Consider the following 26,552-nt stretch of genomic DNA (forward strand, 5'->3'; position numbering starts at 1 on the left):
GTAAGATTTTATAGATATTGCTTGGAGAGGACTTAGAATTCAACCTCTTCCTTTTTGAGAGAATCTTATCCTAAATCTAATACCTACTTATTAAAACCATCTCGGGTCTCCCGCCACTCCGGTTCCTGCAAATCCGGCACCTTGTTTGATGTGGAAATCACCATTGGCAGGATCCACAAACAAGCCATAGATATCTAGGTTTACAACCGTAATATCATCCAGCGGACGAGAATCTTCTATTAAATCATTGGTCTTGTAAGAGCCACCATAGGAAATAGTAACATTGCTATAATTACCATTCGTAGAGTGTAGCTTCTGACCACCATTAGGACCGGCAAAAATACAGTTTTCAATAGTCACAGTCGGTTTGGAGTTGTTGTCAAGTAACCAAAGGTGAGTCATCTTCTCTGCAATATTTACCAAAGTCACATTCTTGAATTTGATATCAGTCTTCACACGTATATCGGCAATACGGGTGTTGAATTCAGTCAATGTACTATTCGTAACATTGATAGCAGGAATTGTACAGCCTGAACCTACGTTGAGGAAACTCCAGCCACCAGTATTCGATACCCAACAGTTATTGAAGTTAACGCTATTACCTTCTGCACCACTATGGAGACGGACAGCAGAATTAACTTGTTTCACTTCACAGCCTTCAAAAGTAATATCGTGGAACTTCTGCGCACCTACCTGGAACATAAATCCACCATCGGAGTTCATGCTGAGGTATTCAAAATTAACATCATTCACTTCGCTTTCGATAGCAAAATAAACTTTATTCAATTGAGACAACTTGCCACTTGCATTTTCCGAACCAACGAAGCTAATATCCTGTATACCCATTGGAATTGTAATGGTTCCCTCCATATTAAATTCCATTCCAGATGCAAAATTCACAGTAACTTTTTTAGTCCCTTCAGCAGCATGCCCCGCCAAAGCCGTTGATATATCCTCAGCAGTAATACCAGGAATATTGATATTAAAAATCAGACTGCCGGACGAACCTGAAGTTTTCGTATTCAGCGTTCCACGCAATACTTCATTATAGAAAATCTGAGCAATATAAGGTACTCCCATATCCAGACCTTCAAATGTAGCAGCAGCATTTTGTATCTCAGCAGTAGTCAGCGCACGGTTTTCAACTACTGTACTATCTTCATTCATCAATACGAGATTCGTAACCCGATCTGTCTCTTCCCAAAGGAAAGTCAGGCTATTAACTGTAGGTCTGTAACTCCTGAATATTTGTTCCGCCGGAGTGGTAAAGGTAAATGAGCTCAACTTTGACTTTAATGATGCATCTGCATTTTCAGCATGCATACGTACCCAATAATTGGTAGTACCATCAAGCCCTTCAAACCAAGTACGGTATTCTACTTTCATCGCTGTATTTGAATCAGCAAACGGAGTCAGAGTATCAGCCAGAATAACAACAGATTTTTCAATCGTTGCAAAGTCGGCATCTTTACTGAATTCAAATATATAGTTAGCTGCGTCAACCACTCTGGTGTGTTTAATCTGGATGGAAGTAGGCTTCAACGTACTTGCCTCGAAAATCAAAGGCTTAAACAAACGGTTCTCACCGGTAGCCACTTCCCAATCGTTTACGTCACGGTCGCACGAAGAAAAGAGTGCGGCTGCCATGACAAGGGATGCGAATATGCTTTTAAGTTTCATAATCTTCATTTTTTAATTCTGTTGTCCGTTTATTAATAACCATAGGAATTTACCAAAAAGCCCTTGGACTGATAAATATCCGTATCATAGATAGCATAAGGATGACGATAGTTACATGTTCCGTTGCCAATAGGATATTGTTTCAACATATCACCAATCTCACCACCATTCTTCAGTTTTCCAAGTAATGCACTATAGTCGTAAGATGCATTGATACCGGTAGCCATTACCAGAATCTTGGCAAGTTCGTCACGATAAGTAGTACCTGACCCGGTTTCAGGTTTCGCATAAGTTTTCGGGAACCAGTCTATCTTTTCATAACCTGCAGGAGCCGTACCCAGTTCCTGATAATAATTAGGTGATGAATAATCCACATACAGCTTATCGTCTGTCCGCATCTTATAGTACAATACAGTCGGGAAATCCGAAGGCTGATAAGTCTTATCAAAGATGGTCACCGGATGTTGGTTATCAAGCATCAGGCAAAGACTTTCTTTCATAGCTTCAATCTTAGTATCTAGCAGTCCCCAACGAATCAGGTCCATTTTACGTACACCTTCACCACCAAATTCCCAGGCACGTTCATTCACAATAGCATTGAAGAAATCAGAATCATACTTCGCAATTTCAGAAGAACCGGAACCAAATGCACGCTCACGTACTTTTTCCAGAGCCTGACGGGCAGTCATACCTGCCGTTGTATTCTGATGATCCGGTCCGTAAAGCTCATTCATAGCCTCAGCAAACATCAGATAAATATCAGAATAACGCATTACAATCCAGTTGATACCGGTAGCCACACGACCGGCAGCAGCCAGGTGAAGGGCACGATAGGTTTCGCTAGTCCAGTACATACGCCATTTAGCATAGTGTACATTCGTAGCATTCAGACTGAAATCCTCATAATTCTCTTTACGCCAGCGACCGAAAGTCAACGTTACATCACGGCGCTTATCCGTCTTACCGAAAGAATAGAAGTAATAAATTGTAGAAGTTACATAGCTACTACCCATACCTTGCTGTCCGTACATAGAACCTTGTTGAACTTCCCAACCCATCAGAGTACCTACGTCACCGGTATTACCTACACCTAAACCAACTTCATAAAGGTTTTCATTATAAGGATTCTGATCCAGATGATTTACTGTTTTCCAGATATTCTCAAAGTCAGGGTCCAATTGATGCGGATTCTCAGGATCACCCAGGATTTCAGCACATTGTTTAGCTGCTATTTCATAGTACTCTTTGTAGTTCTTCACACGACCTACATAATATCCGTTCATTTCGGGGATGGTAGGATGTTTCTCCAGCTGCATATCCGGGAATTGATTACCATCACGCAGTGACCAGCCACCTGCAAACAAAGCCACACGTGCCAACAGGCCTTTAGCAAAACCTTTGCTGATACGTTCCGCAGTAGAAGCTTTACCACTACCTAACCAAGGCAGATATTCGATAGCTTCCTGCAAGTTCTTCACAAGATCGGAGTATACAGTATCACGGTCGATCTTACCGATATATACATTGGAAAGGTCAGAATTGGAAGTTGTTTTCTTATAAGGAATATCTCCATAGATACGCACCAATTCAAAATAAGCCAATGCTCTCAGAGTCAAAGCTTCACCCAGTAACGGCTTGCCGACAGTCGGGTTTGTCTTCAGTAATTCACCTTCACGCATTCCTTCTACGGCAGCGGAAGCAAGTTCTGCAAAACGGAAGATATTATTCCAACGAGTGGTAGAGTTACCGGAATTACCATAATAGTGGTTCTGACCATAGTCGCTGTTTACTTCTTTATAGTTAGTCAGATAAAGATTACAAGTCTCCGTATCACTGATATTCTGCCAGTTCACAGATATTTTCTGTCCATAAACATACGTATCGGACATAGTAGCATAAACTCCCATCAGGGCAGCCTCGGCCATAGCCTCGGTATTGAACACATTTGTGTTACTTTGTTTGGAGGGGGTGTCAGTTGCCAGGAAATCATCACATGAAGTAGTGATCAGCATGGCAGCTGCCAAAGTTAATATATATAATTTCTTCATGATCATTAGTTTTTTTTAGAGTGTCAGGTTAATACCAAATAAGAATGAATGAGCTTTCGGATAAGCAGAGTAGTCAACACCCGGAGTCAATGGAGTGCTGCGGCGGGTATCTACCTCAGGATCTTGTCCGGAATACTTTGTCCAGCAATGCAGGTTGTAACCAGTGAAGTACACACGCAACTTCTCAACCAGGAATTTCTTAGTCCAAGCCTTCGGTAAAGTATAACCGATTGTAAGATTACTCAGGCGAAGGAATGAACCGTCTTCGATTGCATAGTCCGTCATGACCGTGGAGTTCATCAACGGATGCCAGATCGTAGCATTCTGGTTGATTTCCTGCAAACGTGCCGGATTCGCATATTCACCATACATGATATTGTAGCCGGTTTCAGGATCGATAGTGGTAAAACGCTTACCCAAAGCCATATCGCTACTCAGATTCTGATACTTTTTGGAACCTGCATAGGTAGTATTATCTATTTTATTGGCATTCAGGATATCATTACCATAACTCCAGTTGAACTGTACACCAAAATCGATGCCTTTATAGTCCGCATTGATATTGAAACCACCGGTATGTTTCGGCATGGCATTACCAATGACGGTACGGTCATTCGTAGTGACTTTATCAGAGCCATCATCCGTCAATTTCTTCAGTTTCATGTGTCCGGGACCAAACCAGTTACCGCTGGTTGCGATAATATCACTACAATCGGCTACACCCGGTTTAATGATCCAACGTTTCGTTTCTTCGTTAAAAGTAAAGTCATCGAAAGAATAGAAACCATCTTGTTTGTAACCATAGATCTGACCAATGGATTTACCTACAATGGCACGATAATCATCCGAACCGATACTTACTCCCCAACCGGAAGTAGCGATCATAGAGTCGGAACCATCCAGTTTGTCAACAGTATTGCGGTTGAAAGAGATATTGAAACCCAATGACAAGTTGAAGTCCTTAGTTTCAACGGCATACCAGTTAGCAGTCAACTCCACACCTTTGTTAGTAGTCTGTCCCAAGTTGCGGTATTGAGTACCGTAACCGGAATGAGTCGGGATATCCACAGCCAGAATCAAGTCCTTAGTTACATCTTTATAAGCATCGATTACCACATTCACTTTATCATTAAAGAAACCCAGGTCCAAACCGATGTTGGCAGAAGTCTTGGTTTCCCAAGTCAGGTTCTCGTTACGGAGTGTATTGGTTGGTTTCAAACCACTTTGCACTTTCTCACCGATATAGTAGAGTCTGTTTGCAGAGCTTTCGAAACTGTATTGCTGACGCCAGTAAGAACCTACACGTGCATTACCTACTTGTCCGTAACTTAAACGAAGCTTAGCATTAGAAAGCCAACTTTTAGTAGCCTCCATAAAAGGCTCCTCAGACAGACGCCATGCCAAAGCACCGGCGGGGAAGAAACCCCATTGTTTGCCCGGAGCAAATACGTTTGTACCATCTTCACGAGCTGTGAAAGTCAGATAGTAACGGTCTTTCAACGTATAGTTCAGACGACCGAAGAAAGAAGAGGTACGTGACGGCTCACCTATATCATTATAAGTAGGCAATGGTTCACCATAATTCCACATAGCCAATACTTGTTCTGCTGTAAAGTCTTTCGGGAAGAATTTGGATTGCAGGGTCATCTTGTCCGATTTACCGGAGAAAATTTCCTGTCCCACCATAATATTGAAGCGGTGATCTTTTGCAACCGTAAAGTCATACGTCAGATGATTCTGTATCGTGAAACGGTAACCATCAGTATATTCACGTTTGGCAACGGGCTGTCCACCATTAGCATTAGATTCACCGGTCTTCTTCAACCAGATATTATCCGTATGTGCTTTCTCGTAAGAGTAACTACCCTGAACGCGATAATCCAAACCTTTGATGATATGGAATGTCAAACCGACATTATAAGAATTAACAAATGAGTACTGTTTCTTAAACTCATTGGTAATGTTGTAAATCGGGTCATTCAACATACTGGCAGATTCTGCCCAGTCAAGTTCCTCGCTGGTACCCACCAGATTCTCCATAGACAAAGTAGTTATACTCTTTATCGGAGCATACTTGACACCATCACGGAGCTTACGGCCACCGGAAACATCGGGACCATCAATTACCGTATTCGTGGTACGGGCTGTAACGTCCAGATCAATGACTTTACCAAAAGATTTATTCAGCTTAATGTTGAAGTTATCACGTACATAGTTAGAGTTCAACATGATGTAATCTTCATCATCACGTGTATAACTGATATTGTAGCGCATGGTTTCCGTACCACCCGAAAGCGATACATTGAAATTCTTCTGTACGCCGGTATTGCCGTAAAGCTGATCCTGCCAGTCGATGCCTTCACGATATTTGTAAAGGTCTATATCATCCCACATACCATACATGCTATAGAAGCCTGCGCTGGATACATTCGGGCTCGAGTCGATTTCCTTCTGATAATATACATATTCATAAGGAGAAAGGACATCCGTCAGATTATAGGTCTTCTTTATACCAACATAAGAGTTCACATCTACCACCGTCTTACCGGCTTTACCACTCTTAGTAGTTACCAGAACCACACCATTAGCACCCTTGGCACCATAGATTGCCGTAGAAGAAGCATCTTTCAATACACTGATATCCTGAATGTCACCGGGAGGAATATCATTAATATTCTTCACGATAAAGCCATCTACGATATAAAGCGGAGAATTATCCTGAGTAATAGAACCACCACCACGTACACGTACTTTGATTTCAGCATCGGGAGAACCATCCGTTACCGTTACGTTCACACCTGCCAGATGTCCGCTCATAGCCTGCAAGGCAGAAGTTACAGGGATATCTTTCAGTACCTTGTCGTTCATAGAAGAAACAGAACCTGTCAGGTCTTTCTTCTTCATCGTACCGTAACCTACAACAACTACTTCATCCAACATCTTAGAGTCATCCTGAAGCTTAATACTCAGTATCTTCCCGGCAATGGCATCTATCTCCTGGGCCTGCATACCTATATATGAGACAACCAGTTTCTTACCTTTGCCACTGACCTTCAGAGTAAAATCACCGTTTATATCGGTAATTGTTCCGTTACCGGCATTACCCTTTTCTACAACGGATGCACCGATAACACCTTCTCCCGTGGAGTCTGTCACATTACCTTTAACAGTAATCTCTTGTGCAGACAGTCCGATAGGAACCATCAACAGTATAGCCATTAGCCATACAAAACACTTGTTTTTCATTTCTACAGATTTTTGTTTCACATTAATAAAGGATTTAGTTTCACATATTTTTTCCTGTTGCAAAGGTGACAATTTGTAGGTGGAGAGAGGAGTAAAAACTATCGGAAAAAGAGGAAAATATCTGTTATACCAATAAATACAAGGGGGTTACACAAAAAATCCCGGACTTTCACAAGCCCGGGATCCCACATGCAAAAAATGTCAATGTATTATAGTGCCATTACGATTCATTAACTTAAAGAGCACTCTCAAGTCCTAATGAACCATAACGATTGACTGCACATACTTTTAAATTTCCTTTCATCACGGATCCTGTTTCGAAAACCGGCTTTTGGGCAAAACCTACTACCTGGTCATTGTCGAAAATGATATAACCGGCAGCATCGGATACAGCTTTCCAAGTAATCTTCGTTCCTTGTTTTTTCAGATTCTGCGGAGCCGGTAGTTTTTCCATCATTGTACGAGGATCCCATCCGTCATTGCCCGGAATGATACGTTCGTATACATAGCTATCCGCCTCCTCTTTGGTAACGGTAGCACGACAAGAGCCTTTCGGCGGGTTATTCGGTCCGCGTCCGTCATATTCTGTTTTGCGTAGGCTCAAGTCGAGTACATTACCTTCGGCATCACGACTATCATACTCTGCAAATAGTCCGGGAATAGCTCCCATATTGGTCCAACCCTCGGGAGCAAGGGGAATACGCATAGTGGTATGTATATAGACAGCACGCGGCGAGTTGTGCCAAGGACGTCCCAACTTCTGTTTACCGTCGGCAGCAGAGGCATTGCCATCCACAATGCAATCACGGAAAATATATCCGAACTTTGCATCCTTATGACAGGGAGCGACAATTACAGAACCGCTACGTACATTATATAATGTACAGTTTTCAAGTAAAGCATCTCCCCCGCCATAAAAGTAATCGACTGCACCTTCAATCCAGCAGTCTTTCACATAGTGGCGGTGAGAATCATTGGTAGAAGTCATCCAGGTGTCCTGAAAAGAACGGAAAATGCAGTTATTGAACGCTGCACAATCTGCCTGACTGCTCATAGCCAATGCCTGTGGACCATTCTGGCTCTCTACCCCCCAATCGTTCACATAAGAGATATTCTCAGTATAGAAATGATCGGCTTTCACCTTAACAACGCTCCCCTCAAACTTATAGACTTCGGAAGAAGGATTATGAACAGAATGTTTCCAAAAAGCCGTCTTTGCCGGTTCTGTACCTTCTTCAGGCTTTCCACCTACATTCAGGAGATGATGAATGATGGTTTTATCCTTGTCCTGACCGATGAGGTGGACATACGTTTTGGTTTCGGGTATTACCACGTGTTCCCGGTACGAACCGTTCTTTACGAAAATCAACCACGGCTCTTGCCGGTTGTCGGGTACTGCATCAATAGCAGCCTGAATGCTTGTGTAGTCACCACTGCCATCCTGGGCCACTACAGCCTGAAATGGCGATGCAGTATTCCGGGCATGGCCTCCTAATAAAATGCCCATAAATAATGCTGTAAGAATTATCTTCTTCATACTTAATATATTTAATAATTGGTTTGAATTTTACTTTACCAGGCCGTTCAGATAAACTTCCAGATTGGTATAACCTTCTTTACTCAATGTAGTGGCAATGCCGTCGGAAACCTCTTCCGGATTCAGTCCATGGGCCGTTTCCCAAACATCGGGTATGCCGTCGCCATCAGTATCCCGCAGTTCATCGACTATAATGCCGTCATCACTCAATGCAGGCCAGGGGCTGGTGGCTCCTTCCGGTTTCACATCTGCCGGCAAGTCTATCAGGCCGGGAACACTTTCCGCTCCTTTTGTCACACTACCGATATAGGTAGCCGTACCGTTTCTGGTTTCTTCTATAACACGTATATCAATGGCATCCCGTTGCCTGGAGCATCCGGCTTGGTCCAATACGAGTTCATAAGCTTGTTTTGCACTATGAGTAGTGATAATGCCTGCATCCAGAGGTTCGGACAGACGCATTTCCTTTTTCACTTTCTTTGTGAATGTATTGTCACAAGAAGCATTATTGATTTGCCCGTAAATTCCTTTGGTCCAGTTATCTTGGGTTACTTCCTCATTTCCTTCGATGACATTGCCGTCTACATAGAGTTTCCCCCATACGTGTTCCATCGGTTTCCAAGCATTGGGAGTGCCGTCTGCATTCGTGCAATACTTCTTTGTGCGTACTCCTATGGCGGCAATACGGTAGCGGACAGGGCTGTTTTTCGGTGTAGCCGGTCCCGGTTTATAATAATTGTTCACAATATTGATATACATGCCTTCTCCACCATAGCAACCGTTTCCGGCCCAGTTGTAGAACACGTTATTCCTCATATCCATGTGTTCGCGTTCCTGAGTAAAAGGACGGGGCCCCAGACGGGGTACACGGCTCTCGTGGTGTGCCAGCAGATTATGATGAAAAGAAGCTTTTGCCCCTCCCCAGATGGCTCCATATCCATGTTTACCTTTGGCATGACCTGCCGTGCGAAGACTTTCGGAGACCAAGCACCATTGAACAGTCAGATTCTCACCACCATATATGGAACAACATTCATCTACCGACCAACTGATAGAGCAATGGTCAATGATTAAATTCCTGCAATCCGTACTTCCAAGTCCGTCAGGCTCTCCACCTCCTTCGTTGCCTACACGAAAGCGTAGATAGCGGACTATTACATTATCAGCATTGATCGTTACCGGATAACGTGCTATACAGATACCTTGTCCCGGCGCACTCTGCCCGGCAATAGTTAAATCTCCATTAGCGATATCAAGGCGTTTATCCAGGAATATCGTTCCGGCTACATCAAAGACAACCGTACGTGTTCCCTCCTGTGAAAGGGCGTAGCGCAATGTCCCTTCCTGCAGACCATCTTCCAAAGTCGTTACATGATAGACTTTGCCTCCACGACCACCTGTTGTATTCCGCCCGAAGCCTTCGGCGCCGGGAAAGGCTATCAATTCCTTTGTTGTTTCCGTTTGTTCGTCATCAGGCAGGATACTCGCTCCTGCCGGTATGATTGGAAGCAGGAATAAAGCCAGACATAAGAAACATATAATGTACGCCCCTCTCATTCTGTTTTTCATTTTGTTTTTCATATATACTCTCTTTTTAGATTGGTTCATGTGATGCAAAAGTGAGGAATCCATAGTAAAAAGAGGGGGAAAAACTGATAGAAAAGGGGGACTGATGCTATAAAACGGCGAAAATCACTTATCAAACTGCATTCATACAAAAAGACGGCTTCCCGATTGAAACCTCCGTTTCATATCGACAAGCCGTCCGTCTCCCGTTACAGGAGTGCTTTCAAGTAGGTAAAAACGATGAAAGCAATACTTATAATCTATTCTGAATATCTGAGTTACTATTACGTTGCCCTTTGCTGCGGATATCTCCACCAAATGTGTAGGAGACACCGATGCGGAAACCGGTAAAGGCAAACTGATTATCCGTCGTCATCCGGACACCGTTGGATACCGTCTCAAGTTTCGAATGGCTAATCAGGATATTATTAACATTCAGGCTAAGACTGAGTTTATTATCCAGCATACGATAAAGCAAACCTGCACTGATTCCGTAATTAGGCTTTATCAGATAAACCCCACTATATTGGCGTGAAGTGAACCAACCGGAAAGTGTTCCAATGAATGTCTTCTTCGCATTGAGGAAGAACGTATTACGCAGACTGGCATTATAGGCCCATCCCTTCTCTTCGGCAGATGTGGAAGCGGCACTGGAAGTCGTACGACTATAGTTTACTCCGTGCTGTACATAAGCCTGCATCCACCCTGTACGGAATGTATATGAATTATTCAATCCAAAGGAGTGCGTCTCCATAAAGTTATCCCATAGGAAAGAACTGACATTTGTTTCCGGGTCCAAACCTACCACCTGGAAGAATACATCGTCCGAATAAGAATAGAAAGCGGAAAAATTAAGATTGTTCTTAAATGTATATCCCAATTCGGCATTATACGTATAACTCGGCTTCAAATCTTCCTTTCCACAAGCATAAGTGTACTTATTCTGGTAAAACGGGAACGGATTCACCATATTCTGCGAGGGGCGTGAAATACGGTTGGATAAACTAAGATTCAATGCATTCAGTTCATTAGGTGAGTACAAGAAGTAGAGCGTAGGGAACAGACGGGTATAATCATGCTTGTCTGTCTTATTCGCCGACTCGGAAATACCGGTAGTACGGGTGTGCTCCATACGTACGCCCAACTGCATAGAAAACTGTTTGGAGAACGCACGATTGTAATCGGCATAAAGGGCATAAATCTGTTCCTTATAGTGGAAGTAATCATCCTGCACCAGTGTCGGATCCGAAGTATCATAATCGATACGATTGCGTGTATTTGTGAAAGAGACCTTAGCACCTGCAGTTACCTTATACTTTTCAAACGGAAGTGTAAAGTCGAGTGCAGAAGAGAATACGTCTACCTTACGGTCTTGCAGATAGCTATAATCGAAATTGGTTCCGGGTATTGCTACACCGTCAGGAGTCTGAGTTTCGGACAGGAAGCCCATATGACTATCCCGGTTATCACGCAGGTAGTCCACATCCCAAGTCATCTTTTTGCCTTTATCACCCCAAGTCTTATCTGTATGAAAGTTCAAGTTGAGACGGTCGGACTTACCTCCTTCTTTGCTATCTGACAACAGAAGAGAGTCCAGCTGGGTAGTAGCTACATTATAAACTTCCGTAACGGAAACAGCTTTGGCATCTTTAGGATTACCATAGTTATAAACAGCTTGCAAACCTACGGTCCAGTTACGCTCCAAAGCAACGTCCACACCTGCCTGACCATAATAGCTCTGCATATACGTCTTATAATCCGTACGTCCGTCCCAGGTATTCTTGGCGAAATAGCGGCGGTTTGCTTCACGTGTTTCATAGTTACCTTGTGTAGTACCTGCATTGATGAAGGAAGAAACGCGGCCTTTACTGATATTCAGGTTTACTCCACCATAACCGTAGTTTTCCTTCTCACCGGTATTATAAGAAGCGGATACCGTACCTCCCAAGTAATCTTTAGGACGTGATTTCAAGCGTATGTTGATGATACCTGCATTACCTGCTGCATCATACTTGGACGGTGGAGTGGTGATCACTTCTACTTTCTGTATCTGTGAAGCGTCATAAGACCGGAGATAGTCAATCAGCTCGTCACCGGAAAGTTTCGTTTCACGGTCGTTGATATACACTTTCACACCTCCTTTACCTATAATATCAATGCTATTCTGCCCCACACGCAAACCAGGTACTTCGCGCAAAAGGTCGAGTGCATTTCCACCGGCAGAGGCAATGGAATTGTGGGTATCAAAAACCACTCTGTCCACCAGACGTTTGATTACCGGACGGGCTGCCGTAACGGTCACTTCATTTAAAAAGGTAGAAGAGGATTTCAGGGTGAGCATACCTACATTCTTATTTTCCTGTAAAGAGACAGGCAGATAGATGTCTTCACAACCGATTAGAGTGATATGCAACAGATATTCCCCTTTAGGCTGAGTAAAGGTAAAACAACCTTGTGCGTCCGTCAGCATACCTGTAATGTATGTACTGTCTTTAGCTTGCTTTAAAAGGATGTTTGCTACTTCCATCGGCTGATTGTTTTCATCTTGTACGCAACCGGAGAGTTGATAACTTTGAGCAGAAATAGAAACTGCTACACATAACATAAGGAATAAGGACGTAAGTCTTTTCCCGATAGACTTCATTGAATTTGCTTTCATCGTTTGATTGATTTTAATGTTTCACTTTTCGTTTTTACCTGATGCAAATTTAAGGGTGAAACGTGTCTCAAACGGTCTATATCGGGATATAAAAGTTCTATATTAGCAAAACCAACATAATTCATTATCAGCGCATTACATTCTTCACTCTCTATATTTACCTTTTTAAGGTCTATATACTATCTATATACATTGAAGAAAGGGTTCATTTGGGATGGGTTATGAACTAAAAAAGCAGGATAGTGGTGCATATTATTTACAAATGATATATATTCCTAAAATAGTCGTATACTGAACCTAATTCAGTCGTATAGTGAATGCCATTCAGTCGTATACTGAATAGAGTTCAGTCGTATACTGAATAGGGCATGGTTTAACAACACTGATAATCAGAAAGTTACAAAAGCCCATATTACTATTGATAAATTCTGACAAATCCCTGCGATATATAGCGCAGCCACTTTATCACCCTACCACCTTATCACTCTTTGATTCCTTCCTTTTCCGATATGAATTAGCTGACGAGAGAACAAGCCTTATTTCTCTAAAATGAACCCAACGATATCCTCCTTCTCTCCCATTCCAAGTTTCTTTCGGATGTTTGTCTTCCGCTGATAAATGGTTGGAATGCTTTGTTGTGTCACAACACTAATCTCTTTCGTCGAGAATTCTGCGCAAAGCAGACAACAAAGCTGCTGTTCCTTATCAATAAGCACAGAACCGAAACGCCGGTTCATTTGGGTATAGAACCCATCATATATACGGTCGATTACAGGGTACAGGTCCTCCCACACTAAAAGGCTTTCTACTGGCAACTCTCGGTTCGTGATACCGGATATACGACGCAGCAACTCCTGATTTTGAGATGTTGGTTGTGTAGCAACCAAGCGTATAATGCCCAACTGTTGCAAAAGTATCTTTCGGAAGAACTGTCCATCTTCCACTTCTTTATCAGTATTTCCGGCAACTCCCTGTTCACCATCCCCTTTTGTAGCATCTGCCAGCAGACGGTTCAGTGTTTCGATACGTTCTTCCGCCTCAATCAAGCGATGACGACGCCCCCGGATATAGAAAAAGGCCCCACCACCTACTATAACCAACAACAGAAGACAGCCCAATAATGTCAGTTGGGCTTCTTGCCGCTCCACCGTCAGCATCAAGTTAGCATTCGAAAGTGACTCTTTGCTTTCGTCCTTCCGCTGAATGGTACTTTGCAAGGCATAAAGGGCATTGTGAACAGAATCATTATATCGCATCACTTTCAGGAAGTCAAACGTACGATGCCGGGTATAATCTATCAATCCCTGATAATAATTTATCATATTTTCTGTGGTCAGAAACTTCTCCCGGCTGGCAAGCAATGCTCTGCCCTGATCGAGGTAATATTGAGCGGAATCCAACTTTCCCATCTTTAGAAAACATTCCGTCAGCACCATATCAGTCATGGCAATCTGCCCTCCGTCCGATGCCAAGCTCCGCAAACGTTTTGAAACTGCTACAGCCTTTTCATAATCGTTGCTGATACAAGACAACATCTGTGCATAGTTTCGCAGATAATGTACCAGACGCACCGTATCCTTCTTTTGCCCAACCAATTCGATACTCCGATCCATATAGTAAGAAGCAGAATCATTTCCCTGTAATCCCATGGCAATACCTAAAGAAAAACACAACCCTTCATCTTCACGAACAGCAATCGCCCTGAGATGGGCTTCTATCGCCTTTTTATAATTCTTCTCAACGTATACATGTTTGCTTGCTTTCAGAGAAAGCATATGGACTATCAGGTAAGTATCTCTACAAGCTGTAGCTGCTGCAATACCACTATCGAGTACAGTCATAGCTTCTTCATGTTTTTTCTGCCAATATAAGTATTGGGATTTCAAAACGTATGAGTTCAACATCTTCACCGTATCCGAGCCGGCTACAAAATAGTTGAATGCCGGCAAAATCAGGGAATCTTCTGCCATGGAAGCCCCTCGCACATTATGTGCAAACGTACGCAACCAACCATACAACATCTTTTCCTCAAACGGCAACCGCTCCGGATTCTTGATTGATGACAGGAGTTTCATAGCACTATCCGAATTTCCATAAATCACTGCATCCGCCTGACGGAGCAAAGTAGTATTGTCCGTATGCCTGCAAGCACACAGCAGAATACTGCTTATGATGAAAAGATATAAGAGTTTCTTCATATAGTATAGCCCTTTACAGGCACCAAAGGTATAATTTTCTTTCTAAATCACTGTACAACCGCATCACGTAGTTGCTTCAAAGCCTGCTCCAGCACTGAACGCGGACAACCGATATTCAATCGCATAAAACCTTCTCCCGGTGCACCGAACATAGTTCCATCATTCAAAGCCAAGTGTGCTTTCTCTGCAAAAAGGCGGGTCAGTGCTTCTTGTGTCAGCCCTAAAGCGCGACAATCCAGAAAAACAAGGTAAGAAGCCTGCGGACGTATCATACTGATGCCCGGAATATATTCTTTCAGATAGTTCTCAGTAAAGTCTATATTTCCTTTTATATAGTCGAGCATCTGTTCCAGCCATTCTGCACCATGCATGTAAGCCGCTGCCGCACCGATATAAGCAAGCAAATGTCCTTCGGAAAACTCACCGGCTTCCATAAATGTCTGGAAACGCTCACGAATTCCTTTATCAACAGTGATTGCATACGAACTGCCCAACCCCGGCATATTGAATGCTTTGCTGGGAGCCATGAAAACAAGAGAATTTGCAGCAGCTTCTTCAGAAACCGTAGCAAACGGATGATGCTTATAAGGTGGCAGAGTCAAGTCAGCATGTATCTCATCAGAGATTACCAAAGTACCACTGTCATAACAAATGGCAGCTATTTCTCTCAGTTCATCCGCCGTCCAGACACGCCCACCGGGATTATGAGGATTACACAGAATGAGCACTTTACAGCCTTGTATGTCTTTGCGGAAACGATCAAAATCAATATGATACTGTCCGTCACATAGATCCAGAGGCGAATATACCACTTCACGGCCCATGCGTTCGGTCACCAGGAAGAAAGGATGATAGACAGGAGTCATCACCATCACTCTATCGCCCGGATTAGTGAAGCACTGCAAGGCAAAAGCCTGTCCACGGACAATTCCCGGTACAAATGTCAGCATCTCACGGGATATATCCCACCCGTGACGGTCGTGCAACCATGCACAAATGGAAGTATACCACTCTTCACAGGAAAAAGTATATCCCAGTACCTCATGTTCCAGGCGTTTTCTTAAAGCATCCATCACAAAGGGCGGAGTACGGAAATCCATATCAGCTACCCACATAGGGAGTAAATCATCACGTCCCCAGATATTTTTTACGCCATCCCACTTCACGGAGTTGGTACCACGGCGTTCAATGATTTCATCAAAATTGTATTTCATCGCTGTTTGTTTTATATTCTATTTTCTTATAAATTAAAATTTAGGTTTCATCTGCAGATGAAAAACAACTGCAAGATAACCATATTAAATCGGGAACAGTACAAACACCGCCACATCCCACACCGCATGCGACACGATCAGTGCCCCTAACTTCTGCGGATACAACCTGTAAGCCAGTCCCCAGATGGCTCCAACTACCAATGCTGCCATCACCAGCATAAAGTTGAACGACCAGATGTGCACCAAGGCATAAAACAGCGTTGTTACAATGAAACCTGTATTCGGGTTCCAACGTTTCGATAGTGCATTCTGTACATAGCCACGCCAAAAGATTTCTTCTGCAGGGCCTATCAATATGAGTAGCAGTATAGAGAGTAGCCAGGGATTTTCCCCGGTCTTCATACCATAAATAAGTTCCACCTGTGGGCGGGCAAAGTCAAAAAGCCAGGCAGAAGCTTTATCTCCTACCCAGAATACTCCCCATAATACAACGGCCAAAGCCACACCTCCGGCAATATTCTTCCAATCGAACCTCACATCTTCTACCCACCACTGCGGACGAAGTGCAAAAGACATATTCATCAGTATAACTGCCGAAAAGCTCATTGCTGTCCAGAAGTTGAATATGCCGCTTGTCCAGGGAGAGAACATGAAAAACCACAGGAAAGCAGCTATCAGTAAAGGGATAATAATTCGTTTCATACTATATTAAAAATGTAACCGTAAACAGTAAGCTGAACAAAAGTTGCAGTTTCGCCGTCTTCTCATCCAGATTAGAGATTGCACTAATCCCTTCTTTCGGTAACCGTAACATGGTACGTGCATTGGCTATAGCCGGCATAACTCCTATTATAGTCAGTAGAGACCACCATGGAAAGTAGCCCAGTAGTACACAAATCACAATCCACAAGAATGGGAACAGTACTTCAAACATATAGAGGTAAATATCAGTCTTTACTCCCAACTTTATAGCAAGAGTACTGATCTTTGCCCGTACATCCGTACCGATATCACGCGTATTATTGGCATGCAGGATGGCTACTGTTATCAATCCTACCGGAACAATAATCAACCATACATCAGGCAGGAATTTCCCCATTGTTATATAAGTTATTCCCAAAGTAGGCAGAATGGCATAAGCCACGAAAATAACAAAATCACCGAAAGCCCGGTACTTCAGACACGGATAGAGCAACGAACACATAGCCCCGCAAACTCCTATCCACAACAAAGGGAGTCCGGTACGCATAACCAGCCAAAGGCCGATAACCACTGCCGGTACCATTAATCCTATAGCCAGGTTGCGTATTTCCAATGGCATGAATTGACCACTCGTCAGGGTCTTCACACCGAAGGTATCTACGCGGTCCACTCCTCGTTCAAAGTCAAAATAATCACTCCATGCATTTCCCGAAGCATGGAAAATAACAATACCGACCAACGCCAGCAATCCGTTCGCCCACTCTATTACCCCGTATGCCCAATACAAATACGCCAGCGTCACAATCACCGGCATTGCCGACGCCGGGAATGACCAAGGGCGTACAGCGATCAACCAATCTTTGAAGGAATGCTTTTTCATCTACGATTTAACTATGTTCAAAACAGCTTTTGCTATTTTATTAATGTATAGTCACTATTTACGATTTCTTTAGGAGACAAAAGTACAAAATATCCTCACTTTTGAGTACTTTTGCATCCAAGTAAAATAAAAAAATATATGATTAAAGCCCTGTTTTTTGACATCGACGGCACTTTAGTGAGTTTTGATACACATGCTATCTCCGAAACCACCATCGAAGCCATCGCCGCTGCCAAAGCCAAAGGCATTCGGATATTTATCGCTACGGGACGTCCCGCTGTTATCATCAACAACCTTTCTGCCTTGCAGGACCGTGGACTCATAGATGGTTATATAACCATGAACGGCGGATATTGTTTCGTAGGCGAAGAAGTGATTTACAAGAGTGCAATTCCTACCACTGACGTACAGACCATGGCACGCATCTCTTCCGAACAGAATTTCCCCTGTATCTTTGTAAGCGAACATGATATCTGTGTTTGCCAACCGGATGAGATGGTGAAAAAGATATTCAATGATTACTTGAAAGTAGATGTACTCCCCGTTAAGACTCCTGAAGAGGCCATTCGCCGGGAAATCTTCCAGATGACGCCGTTCATCACCCTGGAACAAGAGAAAGTCATTCTCCCACAACTTCCCGGTTGTGAAGCCGGACGTTGGTTCCCTGCTTTTGCCGACATTACCGCAAAAGGAAATACCAAGCAAAAAGGAATCGACGAAATTATTCGTCATTTCGGTATTCGCCTGGAAGAGACGATGGCATTCGGAGATGGCGGCAATGATGTAAGCATGTTACGCCATGCTGCCATTGGTGTGGCTATGGGTAATGCAGTGGATGAAGTGAAAGAACATGCCAACTACATCACTACTTCAGTGGACGAAGACGGAATAGCCAATGCACTCAAACATTTCTCCATCATATAGTCCCCTTTAATTTTTAATTATTAATTTTTAATTTTGACGCAGTCAATAGATACCAACAATAAAGAGTTTCAGGATGCCCTGAGTCTGATACAATATACTCGCCAGTCTGTATTTCTAACCGGAAAGGCAGGTACGGGTAAGTCTACCTTTCTGCGATATATTTGCGGGAATATAAAAAAGAAGTATGTAGTATTGGCTCCTACCGGTATTGCCGCCATCAATGCCGGTGGCAGCACTTTGCACAGTTTCTTCAAATTACCGTTTCATCCTCTGCTACCCGATGATCCGAACCTGAGCTTGCAACGCGGGCGTATCCACGAATTCTTCAGGTATACCAAGCCGCAGCGAAAGCTACTGGAAGAGCTGGAACTTATTATTATTGACGAGATTTCCATGGTACGGGCGGACATTATCGATGCCGTAGACCGTATCCTGCGAGTCTATTCCCGCAACCTGCGTGAACCCTTTGGTGGAAAACAGCTTCTGTTAGTAGGTGATGTTTTCCAGCTCGAGCCTGTCGTTAAAGGGGATGAACGGGAAATATTAAACCGCTTCTATCCTACTCCCTACTTTTTCTCTGCAAGAGTTTTCAGCCAGATAGACCTTGTTTCCATCGAACTCCAAAAGGTGTATCGTCAGACGGATAAAGTATTTGTCAGTGTTCTGGACCATATCCGCAGCAATACCGCCGGTGCAGCCGACTTGCAATTACTCAATACACGCTATGGCACTGACATCGAGGAGAATGAAGAAGATATGTACATCACCCTTGCCACACGTCGCGATAATGTAGACTACATCAACGACCGGAAACTGGCAGAACTACCCGGCGACTCTGTTACCTTCCGGGGTGAAGTCACAGGGGATTTCCCTGAAAGCAGCCTGCCCACATCGCGCGAGCTGGTACTGAAACCGGGAGCACAGGTTATCTTTATCAAAAACGACTTCGACCGCCGCTGGGTGAATGGTACTATTGGCATAGTCAGCGGCTTCGATGAAATAGAAGAAACTCTCTACGTCATCACCGATGATGGAAAAGAATGTGACGTCAAACCGGAACACTGGAAAAATATCCGCTATAAATACAACGAAAAGAAAAAAGAGATTGAAGAAGAAGTCCTGGGTACTTTCTCCCAGTTCCCCGTACGGCTGGCATGGGCAATCACTGTCCACAAAAGTCAGGGACTGACTTTCAGCCGTGTGGTTATCGACTTCACCGGTGGCGTGTTCGCCGGCGGGCAAGCCTATGTTGCCCTCAGTCGTTGCACTTCATTGGAAGGCATCCAGCTAAAGAAACCTGTCAACCGTGCCGATATCTTTGTCCGCCCGGAAATAGTAAACTTTGCCGAACGATTTAACAACCGGCAAGCCATAGACCGCGCCCTGAAACAAGCACAGGCCGACGTGGAATATGCCGCTGCCACCAAAGCTTTTGACAAAGGAGATTTCGAAGTCTTTCTCAATCATTTCTTCAAGGCTATACACTCCCGATACGACATAGAAAAGCCTGTTATACAACGCCTCATCCGTCGCAAGTTAGGCGTTATCAACAAGCTGCGTGACAACAACGATCAACTAAAAGCCCAGATGGCCGAACAGCAAAAACGGCTGCAAGCCTATGCACGAGAGTATTACCTTATGGGCAATGAGTCTATCACTCTTGCCCATGACTCCCGTGCCGCCATTGCCAACTATGACAAGGCGCTGGAACTCTATCCCGAATATGCGGATGCATGGATACGCAAAGGAATTACCCTCTTTAATGACGGAAGATATCTTGAAGCGGAAGAGTGCCTCACACGGGCAGTAAAACTACGCCCGGCAGAGTTTAAAGCTGTCTATAACCGAGGCAAACTACGTCTGAAACAACAGGAAACAGAAGGCGCTATTGCCGATCTGGACAAGGCTACTACCCTGAAACCTGACCATGCCGGAGCACACGAACTCTTTGGCGATGCCCTGATGCAGGCAGGAAAAGAAGTAGAAGCTGCATTACAGTGGAGGCTGGCAGAAGAACTTCGAAAAAAATCATCCAAGAAATAAGCCACACTTATTTGATAATAAGAAACTTATTCTCTACTTTTGTGTTATTATATATAGACTAATAACCAGCCCTATGCTTCTGAAACTGTACGAAAAGAACAACAATCCACAAGACCTGCAACAGATAGTGGATATTCTGAATGACGGTGGACTTATCATCTATCCCACCGACACCATGTATGCCATTGGTTGCCATGGGCTGAAAGAGCGTGCCATCGAACGTATTTGCCGTATAAAAGAAATTGATCCGCGCAAAAACAACCTTTCTATTATTTGCTATGATCTGAGTAGCATCAGTGAATATGCCAAAGTAGATAACAATACATTCAAGTTGATGAAAAGGAACCTGCCCGGTGCTTTCACTTTCATCTTGAACGGCACTACCCGTTTGCCTAAAATATTCCGCAACCGGAAGGAGGTTGGTATCCGTATGCCTGATAATGCCATTATTCAGGAGATAGCCCGTATTCTGGACGCCCCTATTATGACTACTACCCTGCCTCACGAAGAACATGAAGACATGGAGTACTGTACCGACCCGGAATTAATTAATGAAAAGTTTGGTGATCTTGTCGATCTGGTCATTGACGGTGGAATTGGTGGCACGGAATCTTCTACCATTGTGGACTGTACCAATGGAGAGGCAGAGATTGTGCGACAAGGAAAAGGCTGGTTGAATGAAGGGTAACCAACCAAATACCCATTTTGTTTGTTTCTTAAGAAAACAGTCAAAAAGGATATGAGTACAAAAGAACAATACTGGAAATATTCACTAATTACTATTATCATCGGGCTGGGTATAATCCTGTTTTTACAGATTACTCCCTTTCTGGGTGGCCTGTTAGGTGCGCTGACTATCTACATACTGGTCAGAAAGCAGATGATTCATCTGACCGACAAGCGGAACATGAAACGAAGCATTGCTGCTACCCTCATTACCACTGAAGCCATTCTCTTCTTCTTAGTTCCTTTGGCATTGGCTGTATGGCTATTAGTCAGCAAATTACAAGATATCAATCTGGATCCTCAAAGCATTATTGCCCCCATTGAAGATATGGCAAATATCATAAAAGACAGGACTGGCTATGATGTTCTGGGTAAAGATACCACTTCTTTTATTATCTCTGCACTGCCTGCCATAGGACAATTCGTAATGGGTAGTATCAGTAGCTTCGCTGTCAATCTCTTTGTATTGGTATTTGTTCTATACTTCATGCTGATAGGCGGACAAAAGATGGAGCAATACATCAGTGATATACTTCCCTTTAATAAAGCGAATACAGATCATGTAGTAAGAGAAATAAAAATGATCGTACACTCCAATGCGGTCGGCATTCCCTTACTGGCAATCATACAAGGTGGAGTGGCCATGATAGGATACTGGTTCTTTGATGTTCCGGATATTCTGTTAACGGGATTTCTCACCTGCCTTGCAACAGTCATCCCTATGGTAGGTACAGCCTTGGTCTGGTTCCCGATTGCTGTCTATATGGCATTATCCGGCGATCTCTTCAATGGCATCGGCCTGGCTATATTCGGAACTCTGATTATCTCTCAGCTCGACAACCTGATACGCTTTATCCTGCAAAAAAGAATGGCTGATATACACCCGCTAATCACTATCTTCGGAGTAGTTATCGGATTGTCTTTATTCGGATTCATGGGAGTCATATTCGGACCGCTATTACTCTCATTATTCTTCCTGTTCGTAGATATGTTTAAAAGAGAGTATCTGGATAAGTCGAAATAGATTAAAAAACAAAGGCGGAAAATCCCTCTATCAACAGAGGAACTTCCGCCTGTAGAGTATTTAGATAGTTGAGTATCCAACACCCTAACCAGTAGTTATAATGAAAATATAGTAACAGTGTCTGTGATGCCGGGACTTATAGATTGAACCATCCATAAGCATAAGCCCCATTATCTCCTTTTATTTCTATCAAGAATGCTCCAGTCACATCAGATGACAATTGAATATTCTTCAAAATAGAAGTAGTGATATTCTCAGAAGAAGTATACACCGGAACACCATCTTGAGAAATGGTTATTTCAACTTCGCCTACAGCGGCAAAGAAATTGATTTCTACCAAATTATTCCCGCACAACGTTGCAATAATAGGAATATCAGGGGTTATTGAACGGTGCCTATTTCCATCATCAGAATTTGTTTCAAAAGGAATATCATTACCAGATAAAGTAATCTCACCTACTATTTCCAAATCACCAATCATGGATGAATGGGCATTAACTGTAAACAGGAAGAAAAATCCTACCAGACATAAAACAGACTTTAGTTTCATTGCTTTTATTGTTTAATTTTGGCTCAAAGATAAAGCTCTAAAGCCACATAACCTAAAATTGAATATGGACAAAAAATGGGAAGATACTTCACTGTTAATCAAAGCAATAAAATAAAATCATTCAAGAAAGTATGGACAAAAAACGCCCCCATTAAAAGAATAAAATAAACTCTTCCAATGACTTTTCTTTGTCTATACACAAATGCTCCTTTAGTCTTAGCTTCATTCGGTAAACAGAATTCCGCTCACAATCGAAAACAAACATCAACTGATTAGTCGTAAATCCTACCTTCAGTAAGGTCGCCAAGATAAGATCTGTTTTTGTCAGAGTATAGTTTGAATTTAAACGGGATATAAAATTTGCGAAGATCAAGTCCATGAAATCAAAGAGGTTCCGCTTCTCTTCCAAAGTCATTCTTTGAACGATCAGTTCTCCTTTATTCAACTGTTCTAATACGCAAGAAGCTTTTATGCATGTATTTTCGCGTAGCTCTTTATTTTCTGCAGTCAATAATATTATTTTTCCGTTCAGATCAGCTATCTTCTTCTTTTTTGCTAACTGTTCCTCTTCACTCTTCTGTTTATACTCATCTATACGGAATGCATATTCTTCTATTTCTTTTTGATTCTTTCTGATTGTATCGATATTCCGTTGAAAGCGTCTTCTGTATTTAGTCCTGATTATTACGATAGAAATTACCATCATAATAGTAATTAACAGTATTAAGTAGAACTGATTCTTTTTTTCCAGCTTAATCTGTTCATTTTCCATTCTTAATTTCTCATTATCATATTTCTTTTGCAGGGTTAACATTTGTTTCCGCAAGTCTTCATTATGTACAATCTCCAACAAAGAATCGGATTGTTCTTTGTAAAAAAGAGCATCCTTGTAGTTTTTCCTTGCTTTTTCTAACCCAGACAAATAATTATATGCTCCAGCCTGTGTATACCTCTTACTACTCTTCACCACCTTCTTGAAGCATCGTTCGGCCTCATCTAAATTTCCCATAGACAGATAAGCCTTACCTAAGGATATATAATAGTGATATTGACTAAGAGTATTGGAATCACTCGAAAGGGCTTTCCAGAAAAAGCCAATAGCCGCTTTGTAATCTTTCTCTTTTTCAGCCATGATTCCAAGTATCTGAAAAAGAGAGGAACGTACCCGATGCGTAGTATCCGGCAAAAGTTTTAATCCTTCATCCACATACCATCTGGCGGTGTCATTACTGGCTTTCATCATATATCCACGCGCCAGATTCCGGTATCCATACACAACACCTAAAGTATCCCCTGCCAATCTATAGTAATCAACCGTCTTCTTGAAGTTCAGAATAGAAGCATCATACATTCTTTGGTTATAATTCAACATTCCGATATTTTCTTCCAGTAACCCTTGCAGTTTATACTCCTGAGTTCCCTCCAATAAAATCTGTGCATTCAGATAAGCATTCATAGCTTCCGTACTTTTATCCTGATACGAAAGCACAGTTCCATAATAAAAAGAAGCCTTTCCGGCCTTTACCTTATCATTATGGTCTTCATAATAATCTATTGCTATTTTTATCAGAGAATCAGATTGCAAACTATCCAGATAGTTCTTATCTCGCGCTTGTGTCAGCAAGAAGGCATAGTCTGCTTGCTGGCGACCATGCAGCCTATCCGGGTGAGGTATTTGTTGCAAAAGATATAGCGCACTGTCCGGATATGTCTCCATACACTCTCCGGCATGCACCAGAAGAACATCTGCTTTATCGACAGAAGGAGTACAAGCCCAGAGAAGTCCTAATAGACATGATAATACAGATATCAGATACAGGTGCTTTCGCATGTTTCAAGTCTTCTTGTTTTATAACAGTGCCAAAGATAGTGATTTTAGCTATTTATGCGAATCAGTCTCTAACAATATCTTTCAATTTTATAGCCTGAAACGTAATATGAGCCACGCTACTTTCATAGAGGATACCAATTGTTTCTTTATCGACCATGGTCAGACAAGTATATCCCCAGTTGTTGTCCTCATCCAATAATAACTGATGTTCCGGTAGCCAGGTTACACCTCCATCCAAACTAATCTTAATAGTAATATGATGACGTCCCTTCGTTGTATTGGGATTAGAGAATATGAGTAAATCCCGGTTTAGGGCATTGTCACCGGCTTTTACATGAATCAGACTTGCCATACAAACAGGTTCTTGTAAAGCTTTGCGCGAAGATTCATGTTCAATCCATGTTTCGCCCAGATCTTTCGTAATTGCTACAGCACGACTTCCACCCCGATTATCGCGCATATTCAACATCAAGACTCCCGGTTCCACCTCAGCAACCTGCGCCTCTGTGGTATTGGTACGTGCATGATTATGTATTTTCCAAGTTTCCCCCTGATCCTTACTATACATGATACCTGCATTCGGCACACGGGTAGAATCTATGAACTGAATAGGAAATACTAATGTGCCATTTTCCACTGTGATTCCGCGTCCGGGCCCTTGCAACAAGAAATACCAGGCAGGATCTTTCACTTGTTCAGTAATGTTTATAGGGGTTGACCAGCTTTTACCATCATCCGCACTCTTTGCCAGGACGAGTTGTGCCGTATGATTCAGGTCCAACCCCGGATGTGAACTCCACCAGGCACGTTGATTCCCCATACCATGTGTCCAAGCAGCAACTATCCATACATTATTAGTCTTCGTATCTACCAATATAGACGGATCACCCACTCCATTCTGTGCCGAGGGCAGTCCACCCGTTTCACCAAAAGCCAAAGGCAGACGCATCTTTTCCCACGTCTTTCCTCCATCCGTACTACGACTTAAACCGACGTCTACATGTTCCTGAAGATCGACACTACTATTATAGCGTACATCATAAACACCTAATAAAGTTCCGTTATTAGTAGTCACCAATCCCGGAATACGATACGCTACCGAAAGATCATCGCCTGCATGACGTACCCCTACACCCATCCGATGCTCAATACTTTGCGGAGAAATAACATTCAGAGGAGCTTCCTTACCATCCAGAGTAACCGAAGCAATGGCTGCCCTGACCTTAGTATTCAACGAAGTTTCCGGTTTCATCTGTAAACTGACCCAGAAGAAGTTAATCCCCGGAAACAACTTCTGGTTAGCATCGAGAATAAAGTGTTTTTTGGGGTCAATCACTTCCGCCTTTTTAATGGAATAGGAAGGGTTTGCCGCCAAAGTCTTTCCGACAGCATGACTTGATATGTATTCTACAGGAGCAAAGCGTCCTTTTTCTCTGTCCTGCAGGGCTTCAGTACCACTATAGTAAAGCTTTACCGACTGGATATCAGAAAGATCAGTATCTTCTCCAAAACTCAGAATGACTCTGTTCAACATCGTACTTTCCTTTGCATCCAAACGCAAATAGAACAATACATTATCCACTCTTTCTATCAAAACCGGAACTTGTGTCTCACGGATAAAAATTGTATCTGCAGCCCGGACCACCGGGATGACACACAATAAACAGAAAAGTATAAAAAGCAAAAATATCGGCTTCTTCATAGTATAGATAAAGTTAATAAGA

At 42.8% G+C, this 26,552-nt stretch carries 17 protein-coding genes; 4 read left to right on the top strand and 13 right to left on the bottom strand.

Features of this window, described 5'->3' with window-relative positions; all coding sequences use genetic code 11:
- Positions 1-90 precede the first annotated feature (90 nt).
- From DWW10_RS18705 to DWW10_RS18750, 10 genes are all read right to left on the bottom strand, one after another.
- Entirely contained in the window at positions 91-1,680 is a 1,590-nt protein-coding gene (locus DWW10_RS18705) for a DUF5123 domain-containing protein (RefSeq protein ID WP_022391326.1), read from the bottom strand.
- Between the two features lie 32 nt (positions 1,681-1,712).
- On the bottom strand, positions 1,713-3,734 hold the full coding sequence (locus tag DWW10_RS18710) for a RagB/SusD family nutrient uptake outer membrane protein (RefSeq protein ID WP_303793048.1): 2,022 nt from the start codon (positions 3,732-3,734) through the stop codon (positions 1,713-1,715).
- A gap of 9 nt (positions 3,735-3,743) precedes the next feature.
- Positions 3,744-6,974 (bottom strand): SusC/RagA family TonB-linked outer membrane protein, encoded by a 3,231-nt coding sequence (locus tag DWW10_RS18715; protein ID WP_118422097.1) that lies wholly within the window; start codon positions 6,972-6,974, stop codon positions 3,744-3,746.
- Between the two features lie 235 nt (positions 6,975-7,209).
- Complete coding sequence (locus DWW10_RS18720) at positions 7,210-8,511, bottom strand: pectinesterase family protein (RefSeq protein WP_022391329.1); 1,302 nt, start codon at positions 8,509-8,511, stop codon at positions 7,210-7,212.
- 30 nt (positions 8,512-8,541) lie between these two features.
- Positions 8,542-10,092, bottom strand: a complete 1,551-nt coding sequence (locus tag DWW10_RS18725) for a pectate lyase family protein (RefSeq protein WP_022391330.1) — start codon at positions 10,090-10,092, stop codon at positions 8,542-8,544.
- A gap of 238 nt (positions 10,093-10,330) precedes the next feature.
- Positions 10,331-12,736: a TonB-dependent receptor domain-containing protein gene (locus DWW10_RS18730; protein WP_022391331.1), complete on the bottom strand. Its 2,406-nt coding sequence runs from the start codon at positions 12,734-12,736 to the stop codon at positions 10,331-10,333.
- Between the two features lie 536 nt (positions 12,737-13,272).
- The gene (locus DWW10_RS18735; protein WP_118422071.1) at positions 13,273-14,934 is read right to left on the bottom strand and encodes a helix-turn-helix transcriptional regulator; all 1,662 of its coding nucleotides are present in this window, start codon (positions 14,932-14,934) and stop codon (positions 13,273-13,275) included.
- A gap of 47 nt (positions 14,935-14,981) precedes the next feature.
- Positions 14,982-16,148, bottom strand: coding sequence for a MalY/PatB family protein (locus DWW10_RS18740; protein WP_118422072.1), 1,167 nt, complete (start codon positions 16,146-16,148; stop codon positions 14,982-14,984).
- 84 nt (positions 16,149-16,232) lie between these two features.
- The gene (locus DWW10_RS18745) at positions 16,233-16,850 is read right to left on the bottom strand and encodes a CPBP family intramembrane glutamic endopeptidase (protein ID WP_022391640.1); all 618 of its coding nucleotides are present in this window, start codon (positions 16,848-16,850) and stop codon (positions 16,233-16,235) included.
- 1 nt (position 16,851) lies between these two features.
- Positions 16,852-17,730: a prenyltransferase gene (locus tag DWW10_RS18750; protein ID WP_022391639.1), complete on the bottom strand. Its 879-nt coding sequence runs from the start codon at positions 17,728-17,730 to the stop codon at positions 16,852-16,854.
- Between the two features lie 138 nt (positions 17,731-17,868).
- Between DWW10_RS18750 and DWW10_RS18755 the strand changes: the two genes are divergently transcribed.
- From DWW10_RS18755 to DWW10_RS18770, 4 genes are all read left to right on the top strand, one after another.
- Positions 17,869-18,654 (top strand): Cof-type HAD-IIB family hydrolase, encoded by a 786-nt coding sequence (locus tag DWW10_RS18755; protein WP_118422073.1) that lies wholly within the window; start codon positions 17,869-17,871, stop codon positions 18,652-18,654.
- Between the two features lie 33 nt (positions 18,655-18,687).
- Complete coding sequence (locus DWW10_RS18760) at positions 18,688-20,697, top strand: AAA family ATPase (protein ID WP_118422074.1); 2,010 nt, start codon at positions 18,688-18,690, stop codon at positions 20,695-20,697.
- 73 nt (positions 20,698-20,770) lie between these two features.
- Entirely contained in the window at positions 20,771-21,385 is a 615-nt protein-coding gene (locus DWW10_RS18765) for an L-threonylcarbamoyladenylate synthase (protein ID WP_022391582.1), read from the top strand.
- Positions 21,386-21,436: 51 nt separating this feature from the next.
- The gene (locus DWW10_RS18770) at positions 21,437-22,447 is read left to right on the top strand and encodes an AI-2E family transporter (RefSeq protein WP_022391583.1); all 1,011 of its coding nucleotides are present in this window, start codon (positions 21,437-21,439) and stop codon (positions 22,445-22,447) included.
- Between the two features lie 136 nt (positions 22,448-22,583).
- On the opposite strand, the gene DWW10_RS18775 is transcribed toward DWW10_RS18770, so the two are convergent.
- The 3 genes from DWW10_RS18775 to DWW10_RS18785 form a co-directional block, all read right to left on the bottom strand.
- Positions 22,584-22,997, bottom strand: coding sequence for a DUF3244 domain-containing protein (locus DWW10_RS18775; protein ID WP_022391584.1), 414 nt, complete (start codon positions 22,995-22,997; stop codon positions 22,584-22,586).
- A gap of 151 nt (positions 22,998-23,148) precedes the next feature.
- Entirely contained in the window at positions 23,149-24,828 is a 1,680-nt protein-coding gene (locus tag DWW10_RS18780) for a tetratricopeptide repeat protein (protein WP_118422075.1), read from the bottom strand.
- Between the two features lie 61 nt (positions 24,829-24,889).
- Positions 24,890-26,530, bottom strand: coding sequence for a sialidase family protein (locus DWW10_RS18785; RefSeq protein ID WP_118422099.1), 1,641 nt, complete (start codon positions 26,528-26,530; stop codon positions 24,890-24,892).
- Between the last annotated feature and the right edge of the window lie 22 nt (positions 26,531-26,552).

Source organism: Bacteroides intestinalis, assembly GCF_003464595.1.
Lineage (GTDB): Bacteria > Bacteroidota > Bacteroidia > Bacteroidales > Bacteroidaceae > Bacteroides > Bacteroides intestinalis_A.